This is a genomic window from Streptomyces sp. bgisy159, assembly GCF_057707805.1.
This window is the reverse complement of record NZ_JBYIQX010000024.1, coordinates 19,219-39,207: the sequence shown is the minus strand read 5'-3', so window position 1 is coordinate 39,207 and position 19,989 is coordinate 19,219. Positions and strand designations below refer to the sequence as shown.

The following is a 19,989-nucleotide window of genomic DNA, read 5'->3' as shown; positions in this document are numbered from 1 at the left end:
AGCCGCGCCGTCGGCGACCGGCGGTCACCGGAGGGCCCTCCGCCGCGCACCCCGCCGGTGCGGGCGGCCCCCGCCGCACGGGGCGCAAGGAGTCCACGGGGGGCGTGCGGAGTGCTGGGCGCGCCGGGCGTGCGGAGCGTACGGCGCGGGCGACGCCGCCGGGCGGGCGCCGTCCCGCCCCGCCCCTGGTACGGGATCTGCGGCGGCTGCCGAACCCCCGGCTCACCGGGCTCGGAGGCGGCCTGCTCAGCGGAGCGCTGATGCTCGGGTTCGCGGCCCTCGACCGGCTGCTCTTCGGGGCGTCGCTGACGGCGTACGGCGTGCTGTTCCTGCCGGTGTGCCTGCTGACGGCGCTGTGGGTGCGGCGGGGCGACCTGGTGGCCGCGCCCGTGGTCGTGCCGATCGCGTTCGTCGTGGGGCTGACGCCCCTGGCGGAGGGCGACGGCGGGGTCGGGCCGTGGCTGATGGGCCTGATGACCGCCCTGGCCACCCAGGCCGCCTGGCTCTACGGCGGGACGCTGCTGACCGCGCTCACGGTGCTCGTACGGCGCGTGCACCTGGCCGGTATCCGTCGGCGGGCGCGGAGCGGAGGGGCGGCGGCACCCCGCTGACCCGGGCGGGGAGCGGACGGGCGGCGGCCGAGACCCCGACGGCCCGCCGACTCAGCGGCCCGGCGCCCCGACGGCCCGCCGACTCAGCGGCCCGGCGCCCCGATGGCCGGGCGACCCGGCGCCCCCAAGGGCCAAGCGCCCCGATACCCAAGCGGCCCGACGGCCCGACGGCCCGGCGACCCCGCGGCTCGCGTCCCGACGCCTCCACGGCGCGGCGCCTCCGCGGCCCGGGCCAGGACCCGGCCGACGCCGCGCCCCTGCCTGCCGGACGTCGCTACCGTCCCGGCGCCCCTAAGCGCACAGCGCTCGCCCGCCGCACGCCCGCCGCACGCCCGTCACTCACCCGTCGCCGCTCGCATCGCCGCTCCCACGATCCCCGCGTTGTTCTGCAACTGGGCCGGGACGATCTCCGCCTTGATGCCCTGGATGTGGGGCAGGAACTTGTGCGCCTTGCGGCTGACGCCGCCGCCGATGACGAAGAGTTCGGGGGAGAACAGCATCTCGACGTGGGCGAGGTACTTCTGGACGCGGCGTGCCCAGTGCTCCCAGGTCAGCTCGCCGTCCTCCTTGGCCTTGCTGGAGGCGCGCTTCTCCGCGTCGTGGCCGTTCAGTTCCAGGTGGCCCAGTTCGGTGTTGGGCAGCAGGACGCCGTCGGCGAAGACCGCGCTGCCGATGCCGGTGCCGAAGGTCAGCAGGATGACGGTGCCCCGGCGGTCCTTGCCCGCGCCGAAGTTCATCTCGGCGACGCCCGCGGCGTCGGCGTCGTTGACGACCGTCACCGGCAGGCCGCCCAGCCGCTCGCCGAACAGCGCCCGTGCGTCGGTGTCGATCCAGCTCCTGTCGACGTTGGCGGCGGTCCGGATCGTCGACCCGTCGGTGACGACGCCCGGGAAGGTGAGTCCGACCGGGCCCGTCCAGCCGAAGTGGTCGACGACCTGTTTCACGCCGTCGGCCACGCCCTCGGGCGTCGCGGGCTGCGGGGTGAGCACCTTGTGGCGCTCTTCCGCCAGGTCGCCCCTGTCCAGGTCCACAGGGGCGCCCTTGATCCCGGATCCACCGATGTCCACGCCGAAGATCTGCATGGCTCCACGTTACGACGGACCACCGACGGTCACTCCGCGTGGTCGTCGAACGTCACTCGCCGGTGGCCGCGCGCCCGGTGACGGCCTGTGCCGGCCCGCTGCCGCCGCGCTCGGCCACCAGCGTCGCCGCCTCCTCGCGGAGATCACGGCGGAGTTCCTTGGGCAGCGAGAAGATGATGGACTCCTCGGCCGCCTTGACGATCTCCACGTCGCCGTAGCCGCGCTCCGCGAGCCACTCCAGGACCTGCTCGACCAGCACTTCGGGCACGGAGGCCCCGGAGGTGACGCCGACCGTCGTCACACCGTCCAGCCAGGCCTCGTCGATCTCGTCGGCGAAGTCCACCAGGTAGGCCTGGCGGGCGCCGGCCAGCTTGGCGACCTCCACGAGCCGCTTGGAGTTGGAGGAGTTCCGGGAGCCGACCACGATCACCAGGTCGGCCTCGGCGCCCATCTGCTTCACGGCGAGCTGACGGTTCTGCGTGGCGTAGCAGATGTCGTCGCTGGGCGGGGAGATCAGCTGCGGGAACTTCTCCTTGAGCGCGTCGACGGTCTCCATGGTCTCGTCGACCGACAGCGTCGTCTGGGACAGCCAGACCACCTTGGACGGGTCGCGGACCTCGACCTTGGCGACGTCGCCCGGGCCGTCGACGAGCTGGATGTGGTCGGGGGCTTCACCGGACGTGCCGATGACCTCTTCGTGGCCCTCGTGTCCGATGAGGAGGATGTCGTAGTCCTCGTTGGCGAAGCGGACGGCTTCCTTGTGGACCTTGGTGACGAGCGGGCAGGTCGCGTCGATGGTGGCGAGACGGCCGCGCTCGGCTTCCTCGTGGACGACGGGGGCGACGCCGTGCGCGGAGAACATCACGATGTTGCCGGGCGGCACCTCCTCGGTCCGCTCGACGAAGACGGCGCCCTTCTTCTCCAGGGTCTGCACGACGTACTTGTTGTGCACGATCTCGTGCCGGACGTAGACGGGGGCCCCGTACTGTTCGAGGGCCTTCTCGACGGCGATCACGGCGCGGTCCACGCCGGCGCAGTAGCCCCGGGGGGCGGCGAGCAGGACACGGCGGCCAGGCGAAGCTGTCATGGTCCCCATCGTACGGGCCGCACCCGGCGGGTCGGTGAGCACGCCGGACCGGGTGCTCCCGGAGACTCCGGACCGTGTCTTCACGGAACTCCGCACCGTGTCTTCACGCGACGCAACTCCGGACCGGATGCTTCACGAAGCTGGAAGCCGACGGAGTCCTGTCGTTCCGTTCGCGTCCCGTCGGTTCAGCTCCGGTGGCGGTCCCGGCGGCGGCTCCAGACCATCAGGGCGACACCGGCCGCGGCGAGTCCGGCGCCCACGGCGCCGAGGGCGAGGAGCGGGGTGCGGTCGGTGCCGGTCCCGGCGAGGTGACCGCCGGGCCCGGGACGGGGCCGGCGGCTCCGGTCCGGTCCGTGGGCACGGCCGTCACTCTCGCCGGGCGTGGCGCCGGTCCCGTTCCCGGCCGGTCTCGGCGAGCTGTCGCCGGTGGCGCTCTCCGACGGCCGCCCCGCACCGCCCGACGGCCTCGGCGATCCCGCCACTCCGCCCTCACTCCCCGACGACCAGGAGGCGGCGGCGCCGTGGGCGACGGCGCTGCCCGGTCCCGTCGCCGCGAGGGCGAGGGCGAGGGAGCAGGTGGCGCCGCCGGTCAGGAGGAGCGCGCCCCGCAGCCGACGTGCTCCTGCCCTCCCGCCGTCACCACCATCCACTCGAACCCCTTGCACCAGCACCCTTTTCATGCGTTTTACACATCTTGTCACGATCTCGAAATTAGAGATCTCCCGCCCGTGCCGGGCGCCGCCACGCCGCACCCACCCTGTCCGCGCCCGCCACGCGCGCGTGTCCGACGGCCTGACCCGTTGTCGGTGGCGGCGGTTACGCTCACCGGCATGGCTGTGAACACGTCCGCGGACGCCCCGCTGCCCGTCGGCGAGGTCTCGCGGCTCATCGGGGGGTGGATCGACCGGCTCGGCGCGGTGTGGGTCGAGGGTCAGATCACCCAGTTGTCGCGGCGCCCGGGCGCGGGCGTGGTGTTCCTCACGCTGCGCGACCCGTCGTACGACATCTCGGTCAGCGTGACCTGCTACCGGCAGGTGTTCGACGCGGTCGCCGATGTCGTCGGCGAGGGCGCGCGCGTGGTCGTCCACGCCAAGCCCGAGTGGTACGCGCCGCGCGGGCAGTTGTCGCTCAGGGCCGCGGAGATCCGGCCGGTCGGCGTCGGGGAGCTGCTGGCCCGGCTGGAGCAGCTGAAGAAGTCCCTCGCCGCGGAGGGGCTGTTCGCGGCGGAGCGCAAGAAGCCGCTGCCGTTCCTGCCGCAGCTGATCGGGCTGGTCTGCGGCCGGGCCTCCGCCGCCGAGCGCGATGTGCTGGAGAACGCGCGGCACCGCTGGCCGGCGGTCCGCTTCGAGGTGCGCAACGTAGCCGTGCAGGGCGTGCACGCGGTGCCGCAGGTGGTGCAGGCGGTGAAGGAGCTGGACGGCCTGGACGGCGTGGACGTGATCATCGTCGCGCGCGGCGGGGGCAGCGTGGAGGACCTGTTGCCGTTCTCCGACGAGCAGCTGGTGCGCGCGGTCGCCGAGTGCCGTACTCCGGTGGTTTCGGCGATCGGGCACGAGCCGGACCAGCCGCTGCTGGACTTCGTGGCCGATCTGCGCGCCTCGACGCCGACGGACGCCGCGAAGAAGGTGGTGCCCGACGTCGGGGAGGAGCTGCAGCGCGTGGACGTGCTGCGGGACCGGGCGCGGCGGTGCGTGCGGGCGTTCGTGGAGCGCGAGGAGCGGGGGCTGGCCCATGCGCTGGCCCGCCCGTCGATACAGGACCCGCACCGGATGATCGACGAGCGGGCGGACCAGGTGGCGTCGCTCACCGACCGCGGGCGCCGCTGCCTCGGCCATCTGCTCGACCGCGCGGACTCGGAGCTGACGCACACGCACGCGCGCGTGGTCGCCCTCTCCCCCGCCGCGACGCTTCGGCGCGGGTACGCGGTGCTGCAGCGGGCGGACGGGCATGTGGTCCGGGATCCGGAGGAGGTCACGGCGGACGAGACGCTGCGCGCGCGGGTCGCCGAGGGCGAGTTCACGGTCCGGGTCGACGGCCGAGAAGGCGACGGCTGAGAAGGCGACCGCCGACAGGCGACGGCCGACAGGCGAAGGCAGGCGAAGGCCGAGAAGGCCGAGAAGGCCGAGAGGCTCTGAGGGAACGGGCGGTCAAGGATGGGTGGCATGACGGGAAAGGCCGACGAGGCGACGCTCGGGTACGAGCAGGCGCGGGACGAGCTGGTCGAGGTGGTGCGCCGGCTGGAGGCGGGCGGCACGACGCTGGAGGAGTCCCTGGCGCTGTGGGAGCGCGGCGAGGAGTTGGCGAAGGTGTGCCGTCGCTGGCTGGAGGGTGCGCGCGCCCGGCTGGACGCGGCGCTCGCCGAGGAGGAGACCGAGGGCGCGGTGGGCGATGCGGACTCCGGCAAAGGGAAGGGGTAGCGGGGCCGCCGGGCGGCTGTGAGGTGGGTCACCCCACCCCGGGCTTTGTTGAAGGTTGAACAGATCTTGCGTACCGTCGAGGACGTAAGCCGGTCCGGCCGTGCCCGGATCCGGACACGCACCCGAGGAAAGTTCACGCATGACTCTCGTTCTTGACCCCGCCGCCCAGGACCTGCTGTTCCGCGAGGCCCGCACCGCGAACACCTTCACCGACGAGCCGGTGACCGAGGAGCAGGTCCAGGCGATCTACGACCTGGTCAAGTACGGCCCGACCGCCTTCAACCAGACCCCACTGCGCATCACCCTGGTCCGCTCCGCCGAGGCCCGCGAGCGCCTGGTGGGCCACATGGCCGAGGGCAACCGGGCCAAGACGGCCGCGGCCCCGCTGGTCGCGATCCTCTCCGCGGACAACGAGTTCCACGAGGAGCTGCCCACGCTGTTCCCGGCCTTCCCGCAGGCCAAGGACGCCTTCTTCGCCGAGCGCCCGGTCCGCGAGGGCTCCGCCGCGCTCAACGCCGCGCTGCAGGCCGCGTACTTCATCGTCGGCGTGCGCGCCGCCGGCCTGGCCGCGGGCCCGATGACCGGTTTCGACGCCGAGGGCGTCCGCAAGGAGTTCCTGGACGGCGACCACACCCCGCTGATGGTGGTCAACATCGGCAGGCCGGGCGAGAACGCGTCCTACCCGCGCTCCCCGCGCCTGACGTTCGACCAGGTCGTCACCACGGTCTGACCTCGCGGACGCGTACCCGAAGGGGCCACCGGCATGCCGGTGGCCCCTTACGTGTCAGTTGCGGTTCACGCCATCTTCAGCGCCCTGACCATCGTCGTCAGCTGCTCGAAGGAGCCGGTGCCGGCCACCACCGTGGTGGAGCCGTCGTCCCCCTTGAGGACCAGCGCGTCGTAGCGGCCGCCGGTGTAGCGGGTCCAGGTGCGGCCGTCGATCTCCTCGACGGTCTTCGTCTCGCGCGCGCCCTGGCTGGCCTCGTCGATGAACTCGGCCCGCTTCCCGGTCGTCGACTGCTCGATCCCCACGTACTCCCCGTCCGGGGCGTGGAACCCGAGGTGCCAGCTGTCGGAGTCGGCGCCGCTGAAGCGTACGGAGGTGGCCTTCCAGGCGTCCGGCAGGCCCTCCGGGGCGGCCACGGGGTACGAGGCCGCGCGGCGGGCCGTGAGCAGTTCGACCCGGTAGTCGACGCGCGGGAGGTCGGGGTCCTTGTCGTCGTGCGGGACGAACACGTAGATCACCGCCGCCGCGATCATGATCACTCCGAGGGAGAGGATCATGTCCCGGACCGTCTTCTGCTTGCCTGTCGAACCTGCCACGCCCCCTATCGTCGCAGGTGCCCGGTCCGCTCATCCGTGGGGTCCCCTGCTCATTTTGTCGGACTGACGATAGAGTCGGGGCGCAACCCTCATCCGGCCGTCGTCGTATCAGAAAGGTGCGCTCCGATGACCGAGAATCATCATCTGCCGTCCGAACTCGATGTGCCCTCCGAGGCCCCCGACCGCAACCTCGCCCTGGAACTGGTCCGGGTGACCGAGGCCGCGGCGATGGCCGCGGGCCGCTGGGTGGGGCGCGGTGACAAGAACGGCGCCGACGGCGCCGCGGTGCGCGCCATGCGGGCCCTGGTCTCCACCGTCTCGATGAACGGCGTGGTCGTCATCGGCGAGGGCGAGAAGGACGAGGCGCCGATGCTCTTCAACGGAGAGCACGTCGGTGACGGGACCGGCCCCGAGTGCGACATCGCCGTCGACCCGATCGACGGGACCACCCTCACGGCCAAGGGCATGCCCAACGCGATCGCGGTGCTGGCCGCCGCCGAGCGCGGGTCGATGTTCGACCCGTCCGCCGTGTTCTACATGGACAAGCTGGTGACCGGTCCCGAGGCCGCCGACTTCGTGGACATCGACGCGCCCGTGTCGGTGAACATCCGGCGGGTCGCCAAGGCCAAGCGGGCCACGCCCGAGGACGTCACCGTGGTCATCCTGGACCGGCCCCGCCACGAGGGGATCATCAAGGAGATCCGCGAGGCCGGCGCCCGCATCAAGCTGATCTCGGACGGCGACGTCGCCGGTTCGATCTACGCACTGCGCGAGGGCACCGGAGTCGACATGCTGCTCGGCATCGGGGGGACGCCCGAGGGCATCATCTCCGCCTGCGCGGTGAAGTGCCTCGGCGGCACGATCCAGGGCAAGCTGTGGCCCAAGGACGACGAGGAGCGGCAGCGGGCGATCGACGCCGGGCACGATCTCGACCGGGTGCTGACCACCGAGGACCTGGTGACCGGGGAGAACGTGTTCTTCGTCGCCACCGGGATCACGGACGGCGAGCTGCTGCGCGGCGTGCGCTACCGGTCGGAGACCGCGATGACCGAGTCGATCGTGATGCGCTCGAAGTCGGGGACGGTGCGGCGGATCGACTCCGAGCACCGTCTGAGCAAGCTCCGGGCCTACAGCGCGATCGACTTCGACCGCGCCAAGTAGCCCGAGGGCGGCCCGACGGCCGCCTTCCACGACGAAGAGGTGCCCTCAGTGCGGTGAGGGCACCTCTTCCGCGTACCGGAGGCCGTCGCCGGACGGCGGCTGAGTGGCCCGGATGCGCCCGGCGGGACGCGGCGGGCGGGACGCGGCGGGCGGTGCGCGCCCGGCCGGGCACCTCGCCCGGCGGCACGCGGTCCGGCTGTACGGGGTCCGGCGGGCGCGGTCCGGCGGGCGCCCCGGGTGCCTGCGGGCGCGGTCCGGCGGGCGCGCCGGGTGCCGGGGGCTCAGCCGGCCTTGGCGATCGGCGCGGTCGTCCGCGCCGCCTTCTTCAGTTCCATCTCGCGGCGGCGGCGCCGGGCCAGCACCACGCGGCGCTCGGCGGCGGTCAGGCCGCCCCAGACACCGTAGGGCTCGGGCTGCAGCAGGGCGTGCTCGCGGCACTCGACCATGACCGGGCAGCGGGCGCAGACACGCTTGGCGGCCTCCTCACGGGAGAGCCGGGCGGCGGTCGGTTCCTTGGAGGGCGCGAAGAAGAGGCCGGCCTCGTCGCGGCGGCACACCGCCTCGGTGTGCCACGGGGCGTCGTGGTCCCTGTCGCGCGCCGGCACCCGCGGGGCCGGAACAGCAGCTACCTGCAGGGACGAATGCGGCGGTTGCAGCACGGTCTACTCCTGACGACGGCTTCGCGAGCGAGAGACGATGCAGCAAGGTCTACCCGCTGTACGCGTGCCTATGCAGTGAGTTCCCAACCGCCGTGCCCCGCAAGGTCGTTGTCGGTCCCGGCCGTCAGCGGTCCAGATGCCTGCGCAGGCTCCGGTCCACCTTGCGGTGCACCCGGTCGAGGATGTCCGCCACCAGCCTGCCGCGGCGCGGCCGTCCCTCGACGCTGCCCAGGACCGCCCAGCCGTCGAGGTAGACCACGGGCGCGTCGGGTTCGGGCGCGTCCATCGTGTCCACCTCGAAGCTGCCGAGGACACCGCCGCCGGTACCGCGCAGCGACACGTTCTCCGGGACGTACACCTCCACACTGCCGAAGAGCGAGAACGCCTTGATGACGATGTGCTGGTACTCGAAGAGCGCCTCGCTGAGGTCGATCTCGACACTGCCGAAGATCGCGTACGCGTGGATCCGGCGGCCCGCGCGCCAGCGGCCCCGGCGGGCGGCGCTGCTGAAGACCGCGACGACGTTGTCGTACGGGCCGGCCGGCAGGGGGCCCGGGGCGGGGCGGCTCGGCGGGCCGGCGGTGGTGGCGCGGCGGGCGTGGGCGGCGGGCAGGTCGCGTATGAACACGTCCAGTTCACCGACCGTCTTGGCGGCCAGGGCGCCCGTCACACGTTCGGAGTGCTCCTCGGGGCTGAGCCGGCCCTCGGCCAGCGCCTCGCGCAGGATGTCGGCGATCCTGTCCCGGTCGGCGTCCGAGGCACGCAGCTCGGCGGCCGGCGCGGGAGCGGGGGCGGGGGCGGGGGCGGCGGGAGTTGCCGCGGAGGCGGGGGGAGTGGTCGCGGGGGCGGGCTGCTTCTGAAGGTCCACGACAGCAGCGTAGCGAAACACGATAGATCGCGACACCCCTCCTCCGGGACCGACTGAGCCCTACCTCACAGACGAGCTGTCAGCGGCAGGTTCTACGCTGGTGGGCGCTGCCAATGACTGCCAGCCGCTGTCTGCCGTGAGTGAGGAATGGGCGAGATGCCTGAGTTCGCGTACACCGATCTGCTCCCCATGGGAGAGGACACCACCCCCTACCGGCTGGTGACCTCCGAGGGTGTCTCCACCTTCGAGGCCGACGGGCGGACCTTCCTCAAGGTGGAGCCGGAGGCGCTGCGCAAGCTGGCCGAGGAGGCGATCCACGACATCCAGCACTACCTGCGCCCCGCCCACCTCGCCCAGCTGCGCCGCATCATCGACGACCCCGAGGCGTCCGCCAACGACAAGTTCGTCGCCCTGGACCTGCTGAAGAACGCGAACATCGCGGCCGCGGGCGTGCTCCCGATGTGCCAGGACACCGGCACGGCGATCGTCATGGGCAAGCGCGGGCAGAACGTCCTCACCGGCGGCGAGGACGAGAAGGCCCTGTCCGAGGGCATCTTCGACGCCTACACCAAGCTCAACCTGCGCTACTCGCAGATGGCTCCGCTCACCATGTGGGAGGAGAAGAACACCGGCTCCAACCTCCCGGCGCAGATCGAGCTGTACGCGACCGACGGCGGCGCCTACAAGTTCCTGTTCATGGCCAAGGGCGGCGGCTCGGCCAACAAGTCGTTCCTCTACCAGGAGACGAAGGCCGTCCTCAACGAGGCGTCCATGATGAGGTTCCTGGAGGAGAAGATCCGCTCCCTGGGCACGGCCGCCTGCCCGCCGTACCACCTGGCGATCGTGGTCGGCGGCACGTCCGCCGAGTACGCGCTGAAGACCGCCAAGTACGCCTCCGCGCACTACCTGGACGAGATCCCCGCCGAGGGTTCGCCGCTCGGGCACGGCTTCCGGGACAAGGAGCTGGAGGAGAAGGTCTTCGAGCTGACCCAGAAGATCGGCATCGGCGCGCAGTTCGGCGGCAAGTACTTCTGCCACGACGTGCGTGTGGTCCGGCTGCCCCGGCACGGCGCCTCCTGCCCCGTCGCCATCGCGGTGTCCTGCTCCGCCGACCGCCAGGCCGTCGCGAAGATCACCGCCGAGGGCGTCTTCCTGGAGCAGCTGGAGACCGACCCGGCGCGCTTCCTGCCGGACACGACCGACGAGCACCTGGACGGCGCCTCGGACGTCGTCAGGATCGACCTCAACCAGCCCATGGAGACGATCCTCGCCGAGCTGACCAAGTACCCGGTCAAGACCCGGCTTTCGCTGACCGGCCCGCTGGTCGTGGCCCGCGACATCGCGCACGCCAAGATCAAGGAGCGGCTGGACGCGGGCGAGGAGATGCCGCAGTACCTGAAGGACCACCCGGTGTACTACGCGGGCCCCGCGAAGACCCCCGAGGGTTACGCCTCCGGCTCCTTCGGCCCGACGACAGCCGGCCGCATGGACTCCTACGTCGAGCAGTTCCAGGCGGCGGGCGGCTCCAAGGTGATGCTGGCCAAGGGCAACCGCTCGCAGCAGGTCACCGACGCGTGCGCCGCGCACGGCGGGTTCTACCTCGGCTCGATCGGCGGCCCCGCCGCGCGCCTCGCGCAGGACTGCATCAAGAAGGTCGAGGTCGTCGAGTACGAGGAGCTCGGCATGGAGGCCGTCTGGAAGATCGAGGTCGAGGACTTCCCGGCGTTCATCGTGGTCGACGACAAGGGCAACGACTTCTTCAAGGACCCGGCCCCCGCGCCGACCTTCACGTCGATCCCGGTCCGGGGACCCGGGCTGGGCTGACCCCCCGTTCCCGCAGAGCAGGAGCCCCCGGCCGGTCCGGCCGGGGGCTCTTCGCCGCTCGGAAGGGCAGCGGCTGCGGCAGGTCCTCTAGCAGTAGCCGTCCACCCGGGTGCCGGCCGGAGCGAGGCTGGGCCAGGGACGGCCCGCCCTGTCGGAGGCAGCGGACCGCAGGAGGTCGAGGAGAGTGCACCCCGGGTAGCCCCGGAAACTCGCGTACATGCCCCGGTAGTGGCAGTTCCAGTAGCTCACGACCCGCCGTTGGGTGCGCGCGAAGAAGGCGGGGTTGTCCACGAGGAACTGCCCGTAGGCGAGGTGGCCGCACGTACCGGGCGTGGCGAGATCGCGGAGTTCATCGCAGAGGGAGACCAGGATCTCCAGAACGTACTCGCCGACCAGCCGCACGACGAAGGGGATGACCCACGGGTCCGTGGAACCCACGACCTTCTCCAGGTGGCGCTGCCTGACCATCCCGTCGCAGTGCCGGGAGTACAGGCAGTGCAGAAGCTGCCGTTGGCGCGGCGAGAGCGACGCCACCGCGCCGGCCGACGGCTCGTCGTTGTAGAGGCGCTCGGGGATCACGACCTGCCTGCCCTCCACAGCGGCCGAGAAGGAGCCGTGCGGCGGGAGCCGGGAATCGGGCATCACCGCCAGGACTGCCTGAGCATCACCTGCGAGTTCGGCCGGGAACGCCCTGGTCAACGGATTGCTGCGGTCGGAATGCGGCTGCACCAGGGGAGCATAGGCGGATGCCTCGGCCAGAGTGCCGGCATTTAAGGGCCCCACACCCCGCTCGACCCGGCGCGACTGTGCGCCAGAGCGCTATGCGTCCGCGGAGGGCTTGCGCAGGACGTACGTTCCCTTGGCCGGCAGCACGCCGACCAGCCCTTCTTCTTTGAGGTCCCGGATGGCGCGCCGGATCGTGCCCAGCGCCGCGCCGTACTCCTCGCAGAGCAGGCGCTCGCCGGGGAGTCTGGCACCGATCGGGAGCCGTCCCGTGCGGATTTGTTCGCGCAGGTCGGCGGCGATCTCCTGCCAGCGGTAGAGCGGAAGTCCCTCAACGTCGGTCATGAGGCCATGCTGCGGCGGCGTACAGGAGTACGCCCGGTCAGGCTGCGCTAATCTGCAGACAACTGCAGCATGACGCAGTTAGGCTGTGACAACGCAAACGGGCCCCAGTCCGGGAGCAAGCCGTCCTGGGGCCCTGCCGTCCACGACTGACAAGGAGTCGCCGACGATGACCGACAACCTACCCTCCCTCGCCCCTCCCCCCGGCCTCCGCCGCCTCCCCTGGACCACCCCCGAGGGCAAGCCTTGCCTCGTCCCCCACGGGAAGGGGTTCATCAACAGCCTCGCCGACGCCACCGAGGAGGACATCGTCGCCACCGCCCTGGACCAGGGCGCGGGCGCCGTGCTGGACGCCGGACGTCCCGAGGCCACCGTCGAGGAGCTGCGCAAGGGCGTGCGCTTCCTGGGGCACCTGCTCAACGACGTCATCCGGGTCGCCGTACTCCGGGGAGAACGCCTGGCGCACCTCGAAACGTCCGAGGCGTAACCCGCCCGCCCCGTCCACCCCGTCCACCTCCGCCCGTCTTCGTCCGCCTCCACGGGGAACAGTTGTCACGTTCCGGATGCTGTGACTCGTGGAGGTGATCGGCAGTGGCCGACGAAGAGCAGAGCTACCGCGTCGAGCACGACTCGATGGGCGAGGTCCGGGTCCCGGCGCACGCCAAGTGGCGGGCGCAGACCCAGCGCGCGATCGAGAACTTCCCCGTCTCGGGGCAGCGCATCGAACGGGCCCACATCGAGGCCCTGGCCCGGATCAAGGGCGCGGCGGCGAAGGTGAACGCGGAGCTGGGAGTGCTCGACGAGGAGGTCGCGGAGGCGATCCGGGAGGCGGCCGACGAGGTCGCCGGGGGCGCCTGGGACGAGCACTTCCCGGTCGACGTGTTCCAGACCGGCTCCGGGACCTCGTCGAACATGAACACCAACGAGGTCCTCGCCACCCTGGCGAGCGAGCGGCTGGGCCGTCAGGTGCACCCCAACGACCACGTCAACGCCTCGCAGTCGTCCAACGACGTGTTCCCGTCCTCCATCCACATCGCCGCCACCGCCGCCGTCACCCGCGATCTGATCCCGGCCCTGGACCACCTGGCCGCCGCGCTGGAGCGCAAGGCGGCGGAGTTCGCCGACGTGGTGAAGTCGGGCCGTACGCACCTGATGGACGCCACCCCGGTGACGCTGGGCCAGGAGTTCGGCGGGTACGCGGCCCAGGTGCGGTACGGGATCGAGCGGCTGACCGCGTCCCTGCCCCGGCTGGCCGAGCTGCCGCTGGGCGGCACCGCCGTCGGCACCGGGATCAACACCCCGCCCGGCTTCGCCGCCGCCGTGATCGCGGAGGTGGCCCGGGTCACCGGGCTGCCGCTGACCGAGGCACGCGACCACTTCGAGGCGCAGGGCGCCCGGGACGGCATCGTGGAGACCAGCGGGCAGCTGCGGACCGTCGCGGTCGGCCTCACCAAGATCGCCAACGATCTGCGCTGGATGTCCTCCGGGCCGCGCACCGGGCTCGCCGAGATCAGCCTGCCCGATCTGCAGCCCGGGTCGTCGATCATGCCGGGCAAGGTCAACCCGGTGATCCCCGAGGCGGTGCTGATGGTCGCCGCGCAGGTCATCGGCAACGACACGACGGTCACCACGGCGGGTGCGGCCGGCAACTTCGAGCTGAACGTGATGCTGCCGGTGATCGCCAAGAACGTCCTGGAGTCGGTCCGGCTGCTCGCCAACGCCTCCCGGCTGCTCGCCGACCGCACCGTCGACGGCATCGTCGCCCACCGCGAACGCGCCCTGGAGTACGCCGAGTCGTCGCCGTCCGTGGTGACGCCGCTCAACAAGTACATCGGGTACGAGGAGGCCGCGAAGGTCGCCAAGAAGGCGCTGGCCGAGCGGAAGACCATCCGCGAGGCCGTCCTGGAGGGCGGCTACGTGGAGCGCGGCGACCTCACCGCGGAACAGCTCGACGAGGCGCTGGACGTGCTGCGGATGACGCGCCCGTAACCGGCGGTGCCCGCCGTGTGAACCGTGACGGACACCGCAGCGTCGGATGGAGTGGGCACCTAATATCTGTGCATGGCAGACGGTGGAGCGGTGACGGGGGAAGCGCGGTCGAGCGGACCGGCGGGTTACTGGGCGCCGGGGAGTCACATCCTGTGGCGCTACCGGGAGAACGCCGGCCCGCGCTTCCACATCGCCCGCCCCGTCACCGTCGTACGCGACGACGAGGACGTGCTGGCGGTGTGGATGGCGCCGGGCACCCAGTGCGTGAAGCCGGTCCTCGCGGACGGCACCCCGCTGCACCAGGAGCCCCTCGCCACCCGCTACACCAAGCCGCGCTCCGTGCAGCTGGACCACTGGTTCGGCACCGGGGTGCTGAAGCTGGCCCGGCCGGGCGAGCCGTGGTCGGTGTGGCTGTTCTGGGAGCCGGGCTGGCGGTTCAAGAACTGGTACGTCAACCTGGAGGAGCCGCTCGTCCGCTGGGCGGGCGGGGTGGACTCAGAGGACCACTTCCTGGACATCTCCGTGCACTCGGACCGCAGTTGGCACTGGCGGGACGAGGACGAGTTCGCGCAGGCCCAGCGGGACGGGCTGATGGACGCCGGCCTCGCCGAGCGGGTGCGCCGGGCGGGGCTGCGGGCGGTGGAGGCGATCCGCTCCTGGGGGCCGCCGTTCTCGGACAACTGGGAGAACTGGCGTCCGGATCCGTCCTGGGGGGTTCCCTCGCTGCCCGAGGACTGGGACCGTACGCCCGCGCGCATGTCCTCATGAGACCCTTGATGCGCCCCGGTGCAGGAAACGTAGGATCGTCCTCCGCACGGGCGCACCGAGGCAACTCCGGGAGCAGGCGCCGGGTCTGACCGAACGTCACCGAGGGGCGGCAGGACGTGAGCGAGGGGTACGAGGACACGACCGGTCCGGTCCGCGCGCGGACCACCGGTGGCACGGGAACATCCTCCGACCACTCCGGAAATCCGTTCCCGGGACACGTATTGCGGGTATCGGCACTTCGGCGGGCAAAGCCGCACCGGGACCTCGCCGTCACCTTCCCGTCGTCCGCCCGCCGGGCGGGGCACGCGGGCGGCGGTGCCGCCCGCGCACGCGGAACCGGGCGTGGGACGGCGTGCGGCCGTACGGCGCAGGAAGGAGTCGACGCGATGGGGCTGCCCCCGATCGAGCGAAGCCGGGCGCGGGGAAACCGGGGACCGACGACAACGCCGCAGAGGCGCGGGCCAGGCGTCGCGTGGCACGCGGGAACGTGACGGCAGGGCCCACCGCCCCGGACGGATGGATTCGACACGCGTGACGGAGCACCCGACATCCTTCGAGCGCCCTCAGGGCGTCGACCCCACGGACCCCCGCGGGGCGCTCCTGCGTACCCAGGCGCCCGCGGCGGCCGCGGCCTTACCGGCCGGTTCCGACCCGGAGCACTCCCAGCCGTCGGCGGCCGAGCCGGACAGCCACCGGCCGCGCCCGGCCCCCGAGACCATCCCCGTGCAGCCCGGCGCCGACGAGCGCGGGGCGGGGCCGGAGCGGCGCACCGGTCAGCCGGTGTCGCCGGGCCGGCCCACGCCGATGCGGCGGGACGGGGACCGGCTGCGGTTCGTGGGCGCGGCGACCCGGCGGATCGCCCGGGGCCTGGACCTGGACGAGATCGTGATGGGGCTGTGCCGGGCGACCGTGCCGACCTTCTCCGACGCGATCCTCGTCTACCTGCGCGATCCCCTTCCGGTCGGCGACGAGCGGCCGTTGGGGCCGGTGGTGCTGCGGCTGCGGCGTACCGACCGGATACCGCAGGAGCGGGACACCGAGGCCGGCTGGGCGCAGCCCGTGGCGCCGCCGGAGGCGCCGGAGCTGTCCGAGCTGTCGGCGGCGATCGCCGAGCTGTGCGAGGTACGGCCCGGCGGGGCGCTCGCGGAGGTGCTGCGCGGGGTGCGGCCGGTGTTCGCGGACGCCCCGGCGGCCCGCGCCGCGCTGCCGGAACTCCTCGGCGACGAGGGCGAGTCGGTCGTGCCGTGCGGCCAGCGCGCGATCCTCGCGCCGCTGCGCGGGCGGCGCCGGGTGATCGGGGCCGCGGTGTTCATCCGGGGCCCGGAGCGCATGGCGTTCGAGGGCGACGACCTGCTGGTGGCCGCCCAGCTGGCCACGCACAGCGCGCTCGGCATCGACAAGGCGGTGCTGTACGACCGTGAGGCGTACATCGCCGACGAGCTGCAGCGCACCATGCTGCCGGAGACGCTGCCGCGGCCCACGGGCGTACGGCTGGCGTCGCGCTACCTGCCGGCCGCCGAGACGGCGCGGGTCGGCGGTGACTGGTACGACGCGATCCCGCTGCCCGGCAGCCGGGTGGCGCTGGTCGTGGGGGACGTGATGGGGCACTCCATGACGTCGGCCGCGATCATGGGTCAGCTGCGGACCACCGCGCAGACCCTGGCCGGGCTGGACCTGCCGCCGCAGGAGGTGCTGCACCACCTCGACGAGCAGGCGCAGCGGCTCGGCACGGACCGCATGGCGACCTGCCTCTACGCCGTCTACGACCCGGTGGCGCACCGCATCACCATCGCCAACGCCGGCCACCCGCCGCCCGTGCTGCTGCACCTGGGCGGCCGGGCCGAGGTGCTGCGGGTGCCGCCGGGGGCGCCGATCGGCGTCGGCGGGGTGGACTTCGAAGCCGTGGAGCTGGACGCACCGGCCGGCGGCACGCTGCTGCTGTACACCGACGGTCTGGTGGAGTCCCGGCTGCGGGACGTGGCGACCGGCATAGAGCAGTTGCGGGAGAAGCTGGCGGCGACCGCGCGGCTGACCGGGCCGGACCATCCGCCGCCGCTGGAGGCGCTGTGCGACGAGGTCCTCGACATGCTCGGGCCCGGCGACCGGGACGACGACATCGCGCTGCTCGCGGCGCGGTTCGACGGGATCGCGCCGAGCGACGTCGCGTACTGGGTGCTGGACCCGGAGGTCTCCGCGCCGGGCCAGGCCCGGCGGCTGGCCCGGCGGGCGCTGGACCGGTGGGGTCTGGAGGAGCTGAGCGACTCGGTGGAGCTGCTGGTGAGCGAGGTGGTCACCAACGCGGTGCGGTACGCGTCGCGGCCGGTGACCTTGCGGCTGCTGCGGACCGACGTGCTGCGGTGCGAGGTCGGCGACGACGTGCCGCAGCTGCCGCGGCTGCGGCAGGCCCGGGCCACCGACGAGGGTGGGCGCGGGCTGTATCTGGTGAACCGGCTGGCCCGGCGGTGGGGGGCCACCCGGCTCAGCACCGGGAAGGTCGTGTGGTTCGAGCTGGTCAGGCCGTGAGGGGAGCGGGCCGCGGGCCCGCTCCCCTGCGGCGGGTCAGCCGCCCGACTGCGGGTTGAAGACGTCGGGCGGACCGGTCGGACTCTGCGAACCCGTCGGCGGCGCCGTCGACGGATCAGGCGGCGTCGGCGCCTCCGAGGTGGCCGGCGGCTCCGAGGTCGGCGTCTGGGACGGCGGCGCCGAGGACGACGGCGGTGCCGAGGACGACGGGGGCTCGCTGCTGGGCGTCTCGGACGGCGTCGAGGACGGGGACTGCGACGGGGTAGCCGACTTCGTCGGCCGCACCGCCGCGCCCTGGTCGGTCTCCAGGTCGAACTTGGAGACCTCGGTGGAGACGCCGAAGGTGTACTGCGCCCAGATCTGGGCCGGGGGGCCACCGCCGTTGACGCGGCCCTTGCCGGGGAGTTCGCCGGTGGCGCCGGTCATGTTGACCTGGGCGTGGGTCTTGGCGTCCTCACCGAACAGGCCGACCGAGGTGACCAGGTCGGGGGTGAAGCCGGAGAACCAGGCCGACTTGTTGTCGTCGGAGGTACCGGTCTTGCCGGCGACCTTCTGGCCCTTGCGGTCGGGGTTGTCGCGCACGGACCGGCGGGCCGTGCCGTCGTCGACCACGCCGGTCAGCACCGAGGTGACGGTGTCGGCGGCCTCGCGGCTGATGACCTGGTCGCCGACCGGGTCCGGCAGTTTCAGCGACAGGGCGCTGTTCTCGACGTCCTTGAGGATCGCCGGGGTGACCTTCTTGCCGTGGTTGTCGAGGGTGGCGTAGACGCCGGCCATCTCCAGGGGGCTTGCGCCCATGGTGCCCAGGGTCTGGGCGGGCACCGCCTTCAGGTCCTTGGGGTCCATGCCCAGGTCGGCGGCGGTCTCCATCACCTTGTCCATGCCGACGTCGACGCCCATCTGGGCGAAGGCCGAGTTCACGGACTTGTTCATGGCCTCCTGGACGGTGACGTCGCCGTAGCTGACGTCGTCCTCGTTCTCGGGGGCGAACGCGATGTCGCTGCCGACGACCGGGCGCTTGCTCTTGCCGCTGTAGAGGGTGTTGGCGGTGATCTCGTCGCCGTCCTGCGTCTTGGCGCCCTTGTCGAGGGCGGCGGCGAGGATGACCGGCTTGAATGTGGAGGCGGGCTGGTAGTCGGTGCGGGTGGCGTTGTTGACGTAGTGCTTGAAGTAGTCCACGCCGCCGTACATCGCGACGACCGCGCCGGTCTTGGGGTCGACCGAGGCGGCGCCCGCCTGGATGTCGCCGTCGACCTTGCGCTTGTCGGGGTCGAGCTTGCTGGTGAGCTGCTCCTTGACGGACGCCTCCAGCGCCTGCTGCTTCTTCCGGTCGATGTTGAGGGTGATCGTCCAGCCGCCCCGGCCGACCAGGGCCTCGGCCGCCTTGCTGTTCTCGGCCACGCCCTGTGCGACCAGCTGGTGCCGCAGTTCCCTCTCCGCCGCGTCGACGAGGTAGCCGACCTGGCCCTTCTTGGCGGGCGCGGGCTTGGGGTCCTTCGGGATCGGGAACTTCATGGCGTCGCGTTCGGACTTGTCGAGCCACTCCTCCTCGACCATGTTGTCCAGGACGTAGTTCCAGCGCTGCTGCACCAGTCTCTTGCCGGTGTCGCCGGCGACCGCCCAGTCGTACTGGCTCGGCGCCTGGAGCAGGGCGGCGAGGTAGGCGGCCTGCTCGACGTTCAGCTTGTCGGCGTCGACCCGGTAGTAGGCCTGGGAGGCAGCCTGGATTCCGTAGGCGCCGCGGCCGTAGTAGCTGGTGTTGAGGTAGCCGGCGAGGATGTACTCCTTGGACTTCTCGCGGTCCAGCTTCAGGGAGATGACCACCTCCTTGAGCTTGCGGGTGACCGTCTGCTCCTGGGTGAGGTAGTAGTTCTTGACGTACTGCTGGGTGATCGTCGAGCCGCCCTGGGCGCCCTTGCCGGTGAGGGTGTTGAGGACGCCGCGCGCGGTGCCCTTCAGGTCGACGCCGGAGTCGTCGTAGAAGCTCTTGTTCTCGGCGGCGACGAACGCGTTGCGGACGTCCTTGGAGATCTTGGAGAGGTCGACGTTCTCGCGGTTGAGCTCGCCGTCCCGGGCGAGGATCGTGCCGTCGCTGTACTTGAAGGTGTTGCTCTGCTTGAGGGCGTCGGCGTTCACCTCCGGGATGTCGATCATCAGGTACAGCGTGATGAACGTGCCGATGCCGAGGAGGCAGACGCCGAGGAAGGTGCCGAGGATCTTCTTCCAGGTGAACAGCCTGCGTATGAGGCTCCGGTCGCTCTTGGCGCCCTTCGCCCCGCCGCCCCGCCTGGCGGCCCGGCGGGCCGCGGCCCGGCCGCCCTCGGCGACCGACGGCGAGGCGGAGTCCGTCGCCGAGGGCTCCGACGAGCGGTTCCTGGGCGCGGCGCGGCGGCCACCGCGCTGGCGCGCTCGTCTCTCTTCCGCTCGTCCCATGAGTCCGCTCGCTCCGCTTCCTACTCGGCAGTCACCCCAGTGCCCAGGGGGCAGGTCAGCTCAGAAAGCTAACACCGCTCTCTATGACAAAGGGCCCCCGATCCGGGCCTTTCCGGGCGGGGGAGGCGTGAGAATCAGCACGCCGTCCACCGGAACCGACGTGCGAGAGGGGCACAGGG

At 72.1% G+C, this 19,989-nt stretch carries 19 protein-coding genes; 10 read left to right on the top strand and 9 right to left on the bottom strand.

Annotated elements, in window-relative coordinates; translation table 11 throughout:
• Positions 1-104 precede the first annotated feature (104 nt).
• Positions 105-611: a DUF6542 domain-containing protein gene (locus AC3ET3_RS22535; protein WP_432134799.1), complete on the top strand. Its 507-nt coding sequence runs from the start codon at positions 105-107 to the stop codon at positions 609-611.
• Positions 612-946: 335 nt separating this feature from the next.
• On the opposite strand, the gene ppgK is transcribed toward AC3ET3_RS22535, so the two are convergent.
• The 3 genes from ppgK to AC3ET3_RS22520 form a co-directional block, all read right to left on the bottom strand.
• The gene (gene ppgK / locus AC3ET3_RS22530; RefSeq protein ID WP_432134798.1) at positions 947-1,693 is read right to left on the bottom strand and encodes a polyphosphate--glucose phosphotransferase; all 747 of its coding nucleotides are present in this window, start codon (positions 1,691-1,693) and stop codon (positions 947-949) included.
• Between the two features lie 52 nt (positions 1,694-1,745).
• Positions 1,746-2,789 (bottom strand): 4-hydroxy-3-methylbut-2-enyl diphosphate reductase, encoded by a 1,044-nt coding sequence (locus tag AC3ET3_RS22525; protein WP_432134797.1) that lies wholly within the window; start codon positions 2,787-2,789, stop codon positions 1,746-1,748.
• 176 nt (positions 2,790-2,965) lie between these two features.
• Positions 2,966-3,430, bottom strand: coding sequence for a hypothetical protein (locus AC3ET3_RS22520; RefSeq protein ID WP_432134796.1), 465 nt, complete (start codon positions 3,428-3,430; stop codon positions 2,966-2,968).
• Positions 3,431-3,610: 180 nt separating this feature from the next.
• On the opposite strand from AC3ET3_RS22520, the gene xseA reads away from it, so the two are divergent.
• The 3 genes from xseA to AC3ET3_RS22505 all read left to right on the top strand — a co-directional run bounded on the left by xseA (position 3,611) and on the right by AC3ET3_RS22505 (position 5,927).
• Positions 3,611-4,834 carry an exodeoxyribonuclease VII large subunit gene (gene xseA, locus AC3ET3_RS22515; protein ID WP_432134795.1) on the top strand — a complete coding sequence of 408 codons (1,224 nt, stop codon included), beginning with the start codon at positions 3,611-3,613 and terminating at the stop codon, positions 4,832-4,834.
• Positions 4,835-4,942: 108 nt separating this feature from the next.
• A complete protein-coding gene (locus AC3ET3_RS22510) occupies positions 4,943-5,197 on the top strand; it encodes an exodeoxyribonuclease VII small subunit (protein ID WP_432134794.1) in 255 nt (84 codons plus the stop codon).
• Between the two features lie 139 nt (positions 5,198-5,336).
• Positions 5,337-5,927: a malonic semialdehyde reductase gene (locus AC3ET3_RS22505; protein ID WP_432134793.1), complete on the top strand. Its 591-nt coding sequence runs from the start codon at positions 5,337-5,339 to the stop codon at positions 5,925-5,927.
• Between the two features lie 65 nt (positions 5,928-5,992).
• Here AC3ET3_RS22505 and AC3ET3_RS22500 read toward each other — a convergent pair whose 3' ends face one another.
• Positions 5,993-6,520: a DUF4245 domain-containing protein gene (locus AC3ET3_RS22500; protein WP_432134792.1), complete on the bottom strand. Its 528-nt coding sequence runs from the start codon at positions 6,518-6,520 to the stop codon at positions 5,993-5,995.
• Positions 6,521-6,646: 126 nt separating this feature from the next.
• Between AC3ET3_RS22500 and glpX the strand changes: the two genes are divergently transcribed.
• Complete coding sequence (gene glpX, locus AC3ET3_RS22495; protein WP_432134791.1) at positions 6,647-7,681, top strand: class II fructose-bisphosphatase; 1,035 nt, start codon at positions 6,647-6,649, stop codon at positions 7,679-7,681.
• A 281-nt stretch (positions 7,682-7,962) separates the two neighbouring features.
• Here glpX and AC3ET3_RS22490 read toward each other — a convergent pair whose 3' ends face one another.
• Positions 7,963-8,340, bottom strand: coding sequence for a WhiB family transcriptional regulator (locus tag AC3ET3_RS22490; RefSeq protein WP_432134790.1), 378 nt, complete (start codon positions 8,338-8,340; stop codon positions 7,963-7,965).
• Between the two features lie 124 nt (positions 8,341-8,464).
• Complete coding sequence (locus AC3ET3_RS22485) at positions 8,465-9,208, bottom strand: DUF1707 SHOCT-like domain-containing protein (RefSeq protein WP_432134789.1); 744 nt, start codon at positions 9,206-9,208, stop codon at positions 8,465-8,467.
• A gap of 156 nt (positions 9,209-9,364) precedes the next feature.
• Between AC3ET3_RS22485 and AC3ET3_RS22480 the strand changes: the two genes are divergently transcribed.
• Positions 9,365-11,032, top strand: a complete 1,668-nt coding sequence (locus tag AC3ET3_RS22480) for a fumarate hydratase (protein ID WP_435612771.1) — start codon at positions 9,365-9,367, stop codon at positions 11,030-11,032.
• Positions 11,033-11,119: 87 nt separating this feature from the next.
• On the opposite strand, the gene AC3ET3_RS22475 is transcribed toward AC3ET3_RS22480, so the two are convergent.
• Positions 11,120-11,761 carry a hypothetical protein gene (locus tag AC3ET3_RS22475; RefSeq protein ID WP_432134787.1) on the bottom strand — a complete coding sequence of 214 codons (642 nt, stop codon included), beginning with the start codon at positions 11,759-11,761 and terminating at the stop codon, positions 11,120-11,122.
• 90 nt (positions 11,762-11,851) lie between these two features.
• Entirely contained in the window at positions 11,852-12,100 is a 249-nt protein-coding gene (locus AC3ET3_RS22470) for a GntR family transcriptional regulator (RefSeq protein ID WP_432134786.1), read from the bottom strand.
• Positions 12,101-12,266: 166 nt separating this feature from the next.
• Here AC3ET3_RS22470 and AC3ET3_RS22465 point away from each other — a divergent pair, with 166 nt between their 5' ends.
• The 4 genes from AC3ET3_RS22465 (at position 12,267) to AC3ET3_RS22450 (ending at position 17,377) form a co-directional block, all read left to right on the top strand.
• A complete protein-coding gene (locus AC3ET3_RS22465) occupies positions 12,267-12,584 on the top strand; it encodes a hypothetical protein (RefSeq protein ID WP_432134785.1) in 318 nt (105 codons plus the stop codon).
• 104 nt (positions 12,585-12,688) lie between these two features.
• Positions 12,689-14,086 (top strand): class II fumarate hydratase, encoded by a 1,398-nt coding sequence (locus AC3ET3_RS22460; protein WP_432134784.1) that lies wholly within the window; start codon positions 12,689-12,691, stop codon positions 14,084-14,086.
• Between the two features lie 72 nt (positions 14,087-14,158).
• Positions 14,159-14,854 carry a cytidylyl-2-hydroxypropylphosphonate hydrolase gene (gene fomD / locus AC3ET3_RS22455; RefSeq protein WP_435612770.1) on the top strand — a complete coding sequence of 232 codons (696 nt, stop codon included), beginning with the start codon at positions 14,159-14,161 and terminating at the stop codon, positions 14,852-14,854.
• A 531-nt stretch (positions 14,855-15,385) separates the two neighbouring features.
• A complete protein-coding gene (locus AC3ET3_RS22450; RefSeq protein ID WP_432134782.1) occupies positions 15,386-17,377 on the top strand; it encodes a SpoIIE family protein phosphatase in 1,992 nt (663 codons plus the stop codon).
• 36 nt (positions 17,378-17,413) lie between these two features.
• Here AC3ET3_RS22450 and AC3ET3_RS22445 read toward each other — a convergent pair whose 3' ends face one another.
• Positions 17,414-19,810, bottom strand: a complete 2,397-nt coding sequence (locus AC3ET3_RS22445; RefSeq protein WP_432134781.1) for a transglycosylase domain-containing protein — start codon at positions 19,808-19,810, stop codon at positions 17,414-17,416.
• Between the last annotated feature and the right edge of the window lie 179 nt (positions 19,811-19,989).